The 13,131-nt window shown below is 60.2% G+C and carries 11 protein-coding genes; 10 read left to right on the top strand and 1 reads right to left on the bottom strand.

The genetic code is table 11. The features are described from left to right. Window positions 1-67 precede the first annotated feature (67 nt). The 9 genes from AC1DRN_RS08835 to trpE all read left to right on the top strand — a co-directional run bounded on the left by AC1DRN_RS08835 (window position 68) and on the right by trpE (window position 10,046). Window positions 68-697, top strand: a complete 630-nt coding sequence (locus tag AC1DRN_RS08835) for a response regulator (RefSeq protein WP_008051638.1) — start codon at window positions 68-70, stop codon at window positions 695-697. Window positions 698-1,051: 354 nt separating this feature from the next. Continuing rightward, window positions 1,052-2,176 (top strand): ABC transporter ATP-binding protein, encoded by a 1,125-nt coding sequence (locus tag AC1DRN_RS08830; RefSeq protein ID WP_223456969.1) that lies wholly within the window; start codon window positions 1,052-1,054, stop codon window positions 2,174-2,176. A gap of 46 nt (window positions 2,177-2,222) precedes the next feature. Further along, window positions 2,223-3,266: an ABC transporter substrate-binding protein gene (locus AC1DRN_RS08825; RefSeq protein ID WP_223456971.1), complete on the top strand. Its 1,044-nt coding sequence runs from the start codon at window positions 2,223-2,225 to the stop codon at window positions 3,264-3,266. A gap of 158 nt (window positions 3,267-3,424) precedes the next feature. Continuing rightward, window positions 3,425-4,672, top strand: a complete 1,248-nt coding sequence (locus AC1DRN_RS08820) for an ABC transporter permease (RefSeq protein WP_223456973.1) — start codon at window positions 3,425-3,427, stop codon at window positions 4,670-4,672. A gap of 12 nt (window positions 4,673-4,684) precedes the next feature. After that, the gene (locus AC1DRN_RS08815) at window positions 4,685-5,509 is read left to right on the top strand and encodes an ABC transporter permease (protein WP_046039496.1); all 825 of its coding nucleotides are present in this window, start codon (window positions 4,685-4,687) and stop codon (window positions 5,507-5,509) included. 231 nt (window positions 5,510-5,740) lie between these two features. Continuing rightward, complete coding sequence (locus AC1DRN_RS08810) at window positions 5,741-6,889, top strand: iron-containing alcohol dehydrogenase (protein WP_223456975.1); 1,149 nt, start codon at window positions 5,741-5,743, stop codon at window positions 6,887-6,889. A gap of 115 nt (window positions 6,890-7,004) precedes the next feature. Further along, a complete protein-coding gene (gene rpe / locus AC1DRN_RS08805; RefSeq protein WP_223456976.1) occupies window positions 7,005-7,679 on the top strand; it encodes a ribulose-phosphate 3-epimerase in 675 nt (224 codons plus the stop codon). Further along, a complete protein-coding gene (locus AC1DRN_RS08800; protein WP_223456977.1) occupies window positions 7,676-8,494 on the top strand; it encodes a phosphoglycolate phosphatase in 819 nt (272 codons plus the stop codon). The genes rpe and AC1DRN_RS08800 overlap by 4 nt, the downstream gene beginning before the upstream one ends. A gap of 70 nt (window positions 8,495-8,564) precedes the next feature. Beyond that, a complete protein-coding gene (gene trpE / locus AC1DRN_RS08795; RefSeq protein WP_223456978.1) occupies window positions 8,565-10,046 on the top strand; it encodes an anthranilate synthase component I in 1,482 nt (493 codons plus the stop codon). Between the two features lie 169 nt (window positions 10,047-10,215). Here trpE and estP read toward each other — a convergent pair whose 3' ends face one another. After that, window positions 10,216-12,126 carry an esterase EstP gene (gene estP / locus AC1DRN_RS08790; protein ID WP_223456979.1) on the bottom strand — a complete coding sequence of 637 codons (1,911 nt, stop codon included), beginning with the start codon at window positions 12,124-12,126 and terminating at the stop codon, window positions 10,216-10,218. A 408-nt stretch (window positions 12,127-12,534) separates the two neighbouring features. On the opposite strand from estP, the gene AC1DRN_RS08785 reads away from it, so the two are divergent. Continuing rightward, a complete protein-coding gene (locus AC1DRN_RS08785; protein ID WP_007980194.1) occupies window positions 12,535-13,128 on the top strand; it encodes an aminodeoxychorismate/anthranilate synthase component II in 594 nt (197 codons plus the stop codon). Window positions 13,129-13,131: the final 3 nt, after the last annotated feature.

Raw genomic sequence — 13,131 nt, 5'->3', positions numbered from 1 at the left:
GTTGTCTGGGCTGACACCTTTGTGGGAGCGAGCCTGCTCGCGATAGATCTTGAATCTGGAGAAGTCTGTGATCCGTGTACTGGTAGCCGAAGACCACACCATCGTCCGTGAAGGCATCAAGCAGCTGATTGGCCTGGCCAAGGACCTGCTGGTGGTGGGGGAGGCGAGCAATGGCGAGCAGTTGCTCGACACCTTGCGTCATGTGCCCTGCGAAGTGGTGTTGCTGGACATCTCCATGCCAGGCGTCAACGGTCTGGAAGCGATTCCGCGGATTCGCGCCCTGAACAATCCACCGGCGATCCTGGTGTTGTCGATGCACGACGAAGCGCAGATGGCCGCCCGGGCGCTGAAGGTCGGGGCTGCCGGTTATGCAACCAAAGACAGCGATCCGGCACTGTTACTGACGGCCATTCGCAAAGTGGCGTCTGGCGGGCGTTATATCGACCCGGAACTGGCCGACCGCATGGTCTTCGAGGTCGGCCTGACCGACTCGCGTCCATTGCACTCGTTGCTCTCCGAGCGCGAATTTTCCGTGTTCGAACGCTTGGCCCAGGGCGCTAACGTCAACGACATCGCCCAGCAACTGGCGCTGAGCAGCAAGACCATCAGCACGCACAAGGCGCGGCTGATGCAGAAGCTCAACATCACCTCGCTGGCGGAACTGGTGAAGTACGCGATGGAGCACAAGCTCCTCTAAACAACACCGCAATCAAAACTGTAGGAGTGAGCCTGCTCGCGATGGCGCGCTGGATCAGTCAATGCAATGTTGACTGGCCAGGACGCCATCGCGAGCAGGCTCACTCCTACAAGGGATCTCCGTCTGGTTTTGGATGGCAGGCATATCCAATAGCGACAGCCGTTTTGCTCGCTTTTGCGGCTTGCAGCTCGACACTTGTAGCTGCCATGTCCATTTGCGCCATTCTTGTAGGGCAATCCCTACCCCCAACCTTCCATCCGGCTGAGGCGAATCTCTCTTGCCCCCCGATTTGCGCGGTCCCCAGCGTCCACTAGGCTTAATCCCACAGCAGTCATCAATAACAAAGGTGTGGGTATGAGCCAGGTCGATTCAAGTGCAGGGGCCAATGATGTTCTGGTCAGCTTTCGTGGAGTGCAGAAGAGCTACGACGGCGAGAACCTGATCGTCAAAGACCTCAACCTGGACATTCGCAAAGGCGAATTCCTCACCTTGCTCGGACCGTCCGGCTCCGGCAAGACCACCAGCCTGATGATGCTCGCCGGCTTCGAAACGCCGACCGCGGGCGAAATCCTGTTGGCGGGGCGCGCCATCAACAACGTGCCGCCGCACAAGCGCGACATCGGCATGGTTTTCCAGAACTACGCATTGTTCCCGCACATGACGGTGGCCGAGAACCTTGCGTTTCCGCTGACCGTGCGCGGCATGAACAAGAGCGACGTCAGTGCCCGGGTCAAGCGTGTGCTGAGCATGGTCCAGCTCGATGCCTTCGCCCAGCGCTATCCGGCGCAGCTTTCCGGCGGTCAGCAACAGCGTGTGGCATTGGCCCGTGCGCTGGTGTTCGAGCCGCAACTGGTGCTGATGGACGAGCCCCTCGGCGCACTCGACAAACAACTGCGTGAACACATGCAGATGGAGATCAAGCACCTGCACCAGCGCCTGGGCGTCACCGTGGTCTACGTGACCCACGATCAGGGCGAAGCCTTGACCATGTCCGACCGTGTGGCGGTGTTCCACCAGGGCGAAATCCAGCAGATCGCGCCACCGCGCACCCTCTACGAAGAGCCGAAGAACACCTTCGTCGCCAACTTCATCGGCGAGAACAACCGCCTCAATGGCCGACTGCACAGCCAAACCGGCGACCGTTGCATTGTGGAGCTCGGGCGCGGTGAGAAGGTGGAAGCCTTGGCGGTCAACGTTGGCCAGACCGGCGAGCCGGTGACCCTGTCCATTCGTCCGGAGCGAGTGAGCCTCAATGGCTCCAGCGACCAATGCGTCAACCGCTTCTCCGGGCGAGTCGAGGAATTCATCTATCTGGGCGACCACGTCCGGGTGCGCATGGAAGTCTGCGGCAAGACCGACTTCTTCGTGAAACAACCGATTGCCGAGCTCGATCCAGCGCTCGCCGTCGGCGACGTGGTACCGCTTGGCTGGCAGGTCGAGCACGTTCGTGCGCTCGACCCTCTTTTAGAGGCGAACTGATCGCCCCGCAATACCAACACCAACCTGCACGTGGAGAGAACAATAAATGTTGAGATCCCTGAAATTCACCGCTTTGGCACTGGGCATGATGGGCGCGGCGCACGCAATGGCGGCCGGCCCGGACCTGACCGTAGTGTCCTTTGGCGGGGCGAACAAGGCGGCACAGGTCAAAGCCTTCTACGCACCGTGGGAAGCGGCAGGTAACGGCAAGATCGTGGCCGGCGAGTACAACGGCGAAATGGCCAAGGTCAAGGCCATGGTCGACACCAAAAGTGTGTCCTGGGATCTGGTAGAGGTTGAGTCGCCGGAACTGTCCCGTGGTTGCGACGAAGACATGTTCGAGCAGCTCGATCCGAAGTTGTTCGGCAAGACCGAAGACTACGTCAAGGGCGCCATCCAGCCTTGCGGCGTGGGCTTCTTCGTGTGGTCGACCGTGCTGGCCTACAACGCCGACAAGCTGAAATCCGCACCGACCAGTTGGGTGGACTTCTGGGACACCAAGCAGTTCCCGGGCAAGCGTGGCCTGCGTAAAGGCGCCAAGTACACCCTGGAATTCGCATTGATGGCCGACGGCGTTGCGCCGAAAGACGTCTACAAGGTGCTGGCCGGCAAGGACGGTCAGGACCGCGCGTTCAAGAAGCTCGATGAGCTCAAGCCGAACATCCAGTGGTGGGAAGCCGGCGCACAACCGCCGCAATACCTCGCTTCCGGTGACGTGGTCATGAGCTCGGCCTACAACGGCCGGATCGCTGCCGTGCAGAAAGAAAGCAACCTGAAAGTGGTGTGGAACGGCGGCATCTACGACTTCGACGCATGGGCCATTCCGAAGGGTCTGGACAAGGCGCGTGCCGAAGCGGCGAAGAAGTTCATCGCTTACTCGGTACAGCCGCAGCAGCAGAAAACCTACTCGGAAAACATCGCCTACGGCCCGGCCAACATCCAAGCCGTACCCTTGCTGGCCAAGGATGTCCTGAAAGACATGCCGACCACCCCGGAAAACATCGCCAACCAGGTGCAGATCGACGTCAGCTTCTGGGCTGACAACGGCGAGCAACTGGAACAGCGCTTCAATTCCTGGGCTGCGAAGTAATGCTTCGCCTGTAGGAGCGAGCCTGCTCGCGAAAGCGTCGGCACATTCAACATTGATAGTGACTGATACATCGCAATCGCGAGCAGGCTCGCTCCCACATTTATAAGTTCGAGGTGGTTCTCCGCCTCTGTAACGATCAAAGATTCCCGGAGTACGTCATGGCTATCGCCGTTCCCCTGAACGAGGGCACCAGCCCCACCTTGAAGCAGCGGCTCAAGCACGCCGAGCGGGTCAACCGCTGGAAGGCCCAGGCGTTGATCGCGCCGCTGATGCTGTTTCTGTTGCTGGTGTTCCTGGTGCCGATCGTGGCGCTGCTCTACAAAAGCGTTGGCAACCCGGAAGTGGTCGGCGGCATGCCGCGCACCGTGACCGCCATCGCCAGTTGGGACGGCCGCGGCCTGCCCGCTGAACCGGTTTACAAAGCAGCGGCCGAAGACCTCGCCGAGGCTCGCAAGAACCAGACCCTGGGCGATCTGTCCAAACGCCTGAACATGGAATTGGCCGGCTACCGCAGCCTGCTGACCAAAACCGCCCGCGCCTTGCCGCTCGCAACCGAGCCGGCTTCTTATAAAGAAGCGCTGGAAGGTCTCGATGAGCGTTGGGGCGATCCTGCCTACTGGCAAGCGGTGCGCCGCAACACCAGCAGCATCACCCCGTATTACCTGCTGGCGGCCGTCGATCATCGCATCGACGACCTCGGCGAAATCGCCCCGGCGACCCCGGATCAGGCGATCTACCTCGACATCTTCGCCCGCACCTTCTGGATGGGCCTGATCATCACCATGATCTGCCTGGTGCTGGCGTATCCCCTGGCTTACCTGCTGGCCAACCTGCCATCGCGGCAGAGCAACCTGCTGATGATTCTGGTGCTGTTGCCGTTCTGGACGTCGATCCTGGTACGGGTCGCGGCGTGGATCGTGTTGCTGCAATCGGGTGGCCTGATCAACAGCGGCCTGATGGCCATGGGCATCATCGATAAGCCGATCGAGCTGGTGTTCAACCGCGTCGGTGTCTACATCTCGATGGTGCACATCCTGCTGCCGTTCATGATCCTGCCGATCTACAGCGTGATGAAAGGCATCTCGCCGACCTACATGCGTGCCGCGATTTCCCTCGGCTGCCATCCGTTCGCCAGTTTCTGGCGGGTGTACTTCCCGCAGACCTATGCCGGTGTCGGCGCCGGTTGCCTGTTGGTGTTCATCCTCGCCATCGGCTACTACATCACCCCGGCATTGCTGGGCAGCCCGAACGATCAAATGGTCAGCTACTTCGTCGCCTTCTACACCAACACCAGCATCAACTGGGGCATGGCGACCGCACTCGGTGGATTGTTGCTGCTGGCGACCGTGGTGCTTTATCTGATTTACAGCTGGCTGGTGGGCGCCAGTCGCCTGCGCCTGAGCTAAGGGGAGAACGAAATGCTGAGTCCTTATATGTCGCCCATCGAACGGGTGTGGTTCTACAGCTTGCGGATTCTCTGCGGCTTGATTCTGTTGTTCCTGATCCTGCCAGTACTGGTGATCATTCCGCTGTCGTTCAACTCGGGGAGTTTTCTGGTCTATCCGCTGCAAGGCTTTTCGCTGCACTGGTACCAGGACTTCTTTGCCTCGGCGGAATGGATGCGTTCGTTGAAGAACAGCATCATCGTGGCCCCGGCAGCGACGGTACTGGCGATGATCTTCGGCACGCTGGCGGCGATTGGCCTGACCCGCGGCGATTTTCCGGGCAAGCCGCTGGTGATGGCACTGGTGATTTCACCGATGGTGGTGCCGGTGGTGATCATTGGTGTGGCCAGTTACCTGACCTTCGCTCCACTGGGATTTGGCAACAGCTATACCTCGCTGATCGTCGTGCATGCCGTGCTCGGTGTGCCGTTTGTGATCATCACGGTGTCGGCGACCTTGCAGGGGTTCAACCAGAACCTGGTACGGGCCGCTGCGAGCCTGGGCGCTTCGCCGTTGACCACGTTCCGCCGGGTAACCTTGCCGCTGATCGCGCCGGGGGTGATCTCCGGAGCGCTGTTTGCCTTTGCGACTTCGTTCGATGAAGTGGTGGTGACGCTGTTCCTCGCAGGTCCCGAACAAGCGACGCTGCCGCGACAGATGTTCAGCGGCATCCGCGAAAACCTCAGCCCGACGATTGCCGCCGCCGCGACGCTGCTGATTGCCTTCTCGGTGATCCTGTTGCTGACCCTGGAATGGTTGCGCGGGCGTAGCGAGAAACTGCGTACTGCGCAGGTCTGACGGATCACCCCGATCAACTGTAGGAGCGAGCCTGCTCGCGATGAACCTGAGAGCGCCGCGGGGTGTCAGATTTCCCGCGGTATCGTTGAAGTTCATCGCGAGCAGGCTCGCTCCTACAGGTGTTTTTTGTGGTTTTCGGCAGGGTCGGTCATTCACCGCCTGAATAGAAGACAACCCGCAATCCCCAGCTACTATTGTGCCCAGCTCCCCTACCTATAAGAGGCTGCGCACATGGGTCTTTCCTCTTTCAAAATCGCTCACAAATTGATCACCGGCGCAGGTGCCATCGAGCAACTGTCTGCCGAGCTGACGCGTCTGGACATCGACAACCCACTGATCGTCACTGATGTCGCTTTGGTGAAATCCGGCACAGTAGAACTGGCACTGGCGCAGCTGGGCGAACGCAGCTACGAGATTTTCGACCGGGTACTGCCGGACCCGGAAATTGCCATCGTCGAAGATTGCATGCAGGTCTATCGCGACGGTGGGCATGACGGCTTGATCGGCCTGGGCGGCGGCAGTGCCATCGACATTGCCAAGAGCGTGGCGGCCTATGCCGGATACCACGGCGCGCTGGAGGATCTGTTCGGTATCGATCAGGTCCCGCGCAAAGGCCCGCCGCTGATCGCCATCCCGACTACGGCTGGTACCGGCTCGGAGGTGACCAACGTCGCCATCCTTTCCGACAAGGTCGCGCAACTGAAGAAGGGCATCGTCAGCGACTACCTGTTGCCGGACGTGGCGCTGGTCAGCCCGCAAATGACCCTGACCTGTCCGCGCAGCGTCACGGCGGCCAGCGGTATCGATGCGCTGGTGCATGCCATCGAGTCCTATCTGTCGGTCAATGCCTCGCCGATTACCGATGCCCTGGCCATTGGCGCCATCAAGTTGATCGCCAGGGCATTGCCCAAGGCCTACGCCAACCCGTCGAACCTGCAAGCCCGGGAAGACATGGCCACCGCCAGCCTGATGGCCGGCATGGCGTTCGGCAATGCCGGGGTTGGCGCGGTGCATGCGCTGGCGTATCCGCTGGGCGGGCGTTTCAACATTGCCCATGGCGTCAGTAATGCCTTGCTACTGCCCCATGTCATGACCTGGAACAAGATGGCCTGCATCGAACGCATGCAGGATATCGCCGAGGCCATGGGCGTGAAGACCGCTCACTTGAGCATCAACGAAGCGGCCGACAAAGCCGTGCAAACCATGACCGAGCTGTGTGCCGCCGTGGAAATTCCCCAGGGGCTGCGCAGCTTCGGTGTGCCCGAGGACGCCATTCCGTTCATGGCCGTGGAAGCGGCGGGGGTCGAGCGCTTGATGCGCAACAATCCGCGTAAGTTGAGTGCCGTCGATATCGAAAAGATCTATCGCGCGGCGTACTAGAGCTTCTGCCGTTGATGAATGATGGCAAGGTCCAATCATCGCGCTCACGGTGCGCGCGTCAAAGCATGAGGTATACAATGCGCGCCATCGTGATTCCGCTCAGAAAAGGTGCGTCATGCAGCCCTTCGTAATTGCTCCGTCGATTCTCTCCGCCGACTTCGCCCGCCTGGGTGAAGAAGTGGACAACGTCCTGGCCGCTGGCGCCGACTTCGTGCACTTCGACGTCATGGACAACCACTACGTACCGAACCTGACCATCGGCCCGATGGTCTGCGCGGCACTGCGCAAGTACGGCGTGACCGCGCCGATCGACGCGCACCTGATGGTCAGCCCGGTGGACCGCATCGTCGGCGACTTCATCGAAGCCGGCGCTACTTACATCACCTTCCACCCGGAAGCCACCCAGCACATCGACCGCTCCCTGCAATTGATCCGCGAAGGCGGCTGCAAGTCGGGCCTGGTGTTCAACCCGGCGACCCCGCTGGATGTGCTCAAGCACGTCATGGACAAGGTCGACATGATCCTGTTGATGAGCGTCAACCCGGGCTTCGGCGGGCAGAAGTTCATCCCCGGCACCCTCGACAAGCTGCGTGAAGTGCGGGCGCTGATCGATGCGTCGGGCCGTGACATTCGCCTGGAAATCGACGGCGGCGTGAACGTGAACAACATCCGCGAAATCGCGGCGGCCGGTGCCGACACCTTCGTCGCTGGCTCGGCCATCTTCAATGCGCCGAACTATCAGGAAGTCATCGACAAGATGCGTACCGAACTGGCGCTGGCTCGCCCATGAGTGGCTTTGAGCAGCTGTTCTCGGGGAAGCTGCCGCGGCTGGTGATGTTCGATCTGGACGGTACGTTGATCGACTCGGTCCCGGACCTGGCGGTGGCTGTGGACAAGATGCTGCTCAAACTCGGGCGCAAACCTGTCGGCATCGAATCGGTGCGTGACTGGGTGGGCAACGGCGTACACATGTTGGTGTGCCGGGCGTTGGCCAACCATATCGACGCCGAGGGTGTCGATGAAGTCGAGGCCGAGCATGCCTTGGAGTTGTTCAACGGCTTTTACGAGGACGGTCATGAGCTGACGGTGGTTTACCCCGGCGTGCGTGACACCCTCAAGTGGCTGAACAAACAAGGCGTCGAGATGGCACTGATCACCAACAAGCCGGAGCGTTTCGTCGCGCCGCTGCTGGATCAGATGAAAATCGGCCGCTATTTCCGCTGGATTATCGGCGGTGACACCCTGCCACAGAAAAAGCCTGATCCGGCCGCGCTGTTTTTCGTGATGAAAATGGCCAACATTCCGGCTTCGCAGTCGTTGTTCGTCGGCGATTCGCGCAGCGATGTGCTGGCGGCGAAAGCGGCGGGGGTCAAGTGTGTGGCCCTGAGCTACGGCTATAACCACGGACGGCCGATTGCCGAAGAGTCGCCGGCACTGGTGATCGACGACCTGCGCAAGCTAATTCCCGGTTGCCTGGATCCGGCCGCTGAGATAACGTTGGCCGACGCTGTCAAACCCCCTTCTGGAAACGCCATCGTGGTGGTCACTCGCAAACTCTGGATGAAAGTCATCAAGGCCCTGGCCCGCTGGCGTTGGCGCGCCTGACTTGATCCTGGCCGGCTATCCGGCGCGTTTGCATACCTGACTGTTCGATCCTCAAGCCACGAGGCACCTCATGATCCGCGAAGAATTCCTGCGTTTGGCCGCTGCCGGCTACAACCGCATCCCGCTTGCCTGTGAAACCCTGGCCGACTTCGACACACCGTTGTCGATCTACCTGAAGCTGGCCGACGAGCCCAATTCCTACTTGCTGGAGTCCGTACAGGGCGGCGAGAAGTGGGGCCGTTACTCGATCATCGGCCTGCCGTGCCGTACCGTGCTGCGGGTTCATGACCATCACGTCAGCGTGACCGTCGATGGTGTCGAAACCGAAAGCCACGACGTGGAAGACCCGCTGGCCTTCGTCGAAGCCTTCAAGGCTCGCTACAACGTGCCGACCATTGCCGGCCTGCCGCGTTTCAACGGCGGCCTGGTGGGCTACTTCGGTTACGACTGCGTGCGTTATGTGGAAAAGCGTCTGGGCAAGTGCCCGAACCCGGATCCGCTGGGCGTGCCGGACATCCTGCTGATGGTTTCCGACGCGGTGGTGGTGTTCGATAACCTGGCCGGCAAGATGCACGCAATCGTCTTGGCTGACCCGGCGCAGGAAGACGCCTTCGAACAAGGTCGCGCACGCCTGGAAGAGCTGCTGGAAAAACTCCGTCAGCCGATCACCCCACGCCGTGGCCTGGATTTCAGCAAGCAGCAAGCGGCCGATCCGGTATTCCGCTCCAGCTTCACCCAGAACGATTACGAAAAAGCCGTCGACACCATCAAGGAATACATCCTGGCCGGTGACTGTATGCAGGTCGTGCCGTCCCAGCGCATGTCGATCGACTTCAAGGCGGCGCCGATTGATCTGTATCGCGCGCTGCGCTGCTTCAACCCGACGCCTTACATGTACTTCTTCAACTTCGGCGACTTCCATGTCGTCGGCAGTTCGCCGGAAGTGCTGGTGCGGGTCGAAGACAACCTGATCACCGTGCGCCCGATTGCCGGCACCCGTCCACGGGGCGCCAACGAAGAGGCTGATCTGGCGCTGGAAAAAGACCTGCTGTCGGACGACAAGGAAATCGCCGAACACTTGATGCTGATCGACCTCGGTCGCAACGACACCGGTCGCGTATCGGAAATCGGCTCGGTGAAGCTCACCGAGAAAATGGTCATCGAGCGTTATTCCAACGTGATGCACATCGTGTCCAACGTCACCGGGCAACTGAAAGCCGGACTGACGGCAATGGACGCACTGCGGGCGATTCTGCCGGCGGGCACGTTGTCCGGCGCACCGAAGATTCGTGCGATGGAAATCATCGACGAACTGGAGCCGGTCAAGCGTGGCGTCTACGGCGGCGCGGTCGGTTACTTCGCCTGGAACGGCAACATGGACACCGCCATTGCGATCCGCACGGCGGTGATCAAGAACGGCGAACTGCATGTGCAGGCCGGTGGCGGCATTGTGGCTGACTCGGTGCCGGCGCTGGAATGGGAAGAAACCCTGAACAAGCGTCGCGCGATGTTCCGCGCCGTTGCGCTGGCAGAACAAACCCCGGAAAACTGAGCTAACCACAAATCCTGTGGGAGCGAGCTTGCTCGCGATGGGGCCATCACTGTCACATTGATGTTGTCTGACCCTCCGCTATCGCGAGCAAGCTCGCTCCCACAATGACCTCACCAGCATAAAAAAACGCGGCGCCTGTGAGGGCGCCGCGTTTTTTATTGGCTGCACATCAGAAGTCCAGCGCAACACCTACGTTGATGCCCTGTTGGGTAAAGTCGTCGTCCTTGCGGATGTTGTAGCTGGCGCGCAGTGCCAGTTCCTTGGTGAGGTTGTGGCTCACCCCCAGGTTCACACGTTGCAAGTGACTTTGCGGGGTGTAGCCTGCCAGCGTGAACTGGTTGTTTGGCAGGCTGTTGAGGTTGATGCTCACGTCCTGGGTATCGTCGTTGTACTCACGTTCGATTGCCGCTTCGCCGAAAACCTGGGTTTGCGGGGTGATCTGGTATTTGCCCTGCAGGCCAGCGCCCAGACGCCGGGAAATACGCTCCTGATCGGCGAAGGTCAGCGCCGTGGAATCGTTGCCGTCCTCCGAGTAACCGTCGACTTGCACCTTGGCGAAATCGGCGCTGACAAACGGCGACAGGTGCCAAGGGCTGCTGGCTTGTTGCGCAATGTCGTAACCCACGCGTGCGCTGAAGGCCTCGACGTAGCCGCTGGTGTCGCCTTTTTCGCTGCGCTCGTTGGCGCCCAACTGGAATTTACGCTTGAGGCTGTCGTAATCCAGATGCCCAGCCGTCAACGCCGCATCAGCCCACACACGGTTTTGCTGGTACTGGGCGAAAGCCGTGCCCAGGTAAGTGTTGAGCTTGTAGTCGGAGTCGTTTGCGCCGGCTTCGAGTTTCTGGTTATAGAAACCGGCCACCAGGCCGACGCGCCAGGCATCGTCGAGACGGTAGCTGCCGCCGATGTTCAGGTTGGCTCCGTTGCCGTCGGCGCTTGCCACGCTGTCCTGGCCGTCAAAGTCCTGATGCTGTCCGCCGCCGGAAACAATGGCTCGCCATTGGCCGACGCCTTGCCAGTTTTCCCAATCGGCCAGCCACTGATTGCGCAATTCATCCTGATGCGCACGGACGGTGCCCTGGGCCATTTCCGGCAGCAAGGTCAGCTCCCACGGCGCCGCCAGTAGGGAATAGGCGTAATCGGCAATCAGGCGCTGCCCGGCTTCGGTGGGGTGCACCGAGTCGTTGTAGATCAGCTTGGTCGGGTCCGGCGTGGCGCTGTTGATGCCGTAGCGGGCGTTCTCGGTGCAGCCGTTGCCGCTGAAGCAGGTGGCGATGAGGTTCTGGTCGGTGGCCAGGCCAAACTGTGCCGGGTTGGCGAACGTCTCTTTGAGCAGTACCGGAATGTTGAGCGGGATGACTTCGGCATTGATGTTTTGCAGTCGGCTTACCAGTTCAGTGTTGAACTGGGCGCTGAGTTGGGACGTGAACGCTTGCAGCGGGGTGCCGTTGAACGCCGGGGTAAAGCCGATATCGGGCAGCAACCAGACCATGACGTACTTGGCGCCGGCGGTTTGCAGCGTCTGTACGCTGTCGGCCAGGCGGTCGGCGGCGGCACTGGCCTGGGGCAGACTGGTGACTCGACCTTGCAGGAAGTCGTTACCGCCGCCCGACAGGTAATACAGTGCGTTCGGGTCGGCACGGAAGTTATTGGATGGAAGATAGCCGGCCCGGGTGCGTTCGCCGGTGGCGGAGGTGCTGGTAATCGAATCAAGAATCTGGTCGGTACGGTAGCCGCCTACAGCCCAGTTGTTACCATCAGGCAGGCCTTCGTTGGCGCGAACTGCTGAAGCAGAGGATGCCGTCTGGTCTGGTGAAAACCCCAGTTTTCCGCCCAGAATCTGCGTGGCGTTGAGCGAGCGGACTTCGCCGCTGCCATCCAGGTACACCGGCCCCGTCCGGTTGGTGAAGCGCTGCGTCGCCCCGGCAGGCCCGCCCGTGTCGGCAAAGGTCCCAGCGTCGTTGAGGCTGTCCCCGAAGACAATGAAACTTGTATAAGGATTAGGTGCGGCGTTCGCCTGGGCGCATGCGATCGCGAGCAAGCATCCTGCGAGTGGTACAAACAACGACTGTTTGATCATGAGCAAGTCCGTTTATTTATTGTTGTAGTGAACGAAACGACAGTACCAAAAACTTCCGGCCTTTTGCCATCTGTCGCGAAGCCTTTGATAGTTTCGCGGGCAGCACCCCCGGCGATATTGCGCGCTCTGCCCAGCTAAGTTACTGTGCCGGGACGTACGAACGAGACCTTCCCCGTGTTGATCATCAGTAAACTCCTGGATCAAGTCATCAAGGCACATGCCCGCTGGCGTTGGCGCGCCTGAATTCTTTTGCCGGCCTCGCCGGACCTGTACCGCTTTGCCTTCTTTACCTGTTTGAAATGCCGCTTTGCTGGCGCTACTCCAGCATCTGACAAAGCGCAGCGCTCTGCGGGTAAATCATTCGAAGGCCATCTTTAAAGTCAGTGAATTCAAGAGGTTCTTAACGCCATGTTGCTGATGATCGATAACTACGACTCCTTTACCTACAACGTTGTGCAGTACCTGGGCGAGCTTGGCTCCCAGGTCAAAGTCGTGCGCAACGATGAACTGACCATCGCTGAAATCGAAGCCCTCAATCCTGAGCGTATCGTTGTGTCCCCCGGTCCTTGCACCCCGACCGAAGCCGGCATCTCGATTGAAGCGATCAAGCATTTCGCCGGCAAACTGCCGATTCTTGGCGTCTGCCTCGGCCACCAGTCCATCGGCCAGGCCTTTGGCGGTGATGTGGTGCGCGCCCGCCAAGTGATGCACGGTAAGACTAGCCCGGTATTTCACGAGGACAAGGGGGTGTTCGCAGGCCTGAATCGCCCGCTGACGGTCACTCGCTATCATTCATTGATCGTCAAGCGCGAAACCCTGCCCGATTGCCTGGAGCTGACGGCCTGGACCCAGCTTGAAGACGGCTCGGTCGACGAGATCATGGGCCTGCGTCACAAGACCCTGAACATCGAGGGCGTGCAGTTTCACCCAGAATCGATTCTCACCGAGCAGGGCCACGAACTGTTCGCCAACTTCCTCAAACAAACCGGCGGCACGCGCTAAGGA

The organism is Pseudomonas sp. P5_B3, assembly GCF_056400405.1.
Note: the sequence above shows the minus strand (reverse complement) of the source record. Positions and strands in the feature narration are given on the sequence as shown.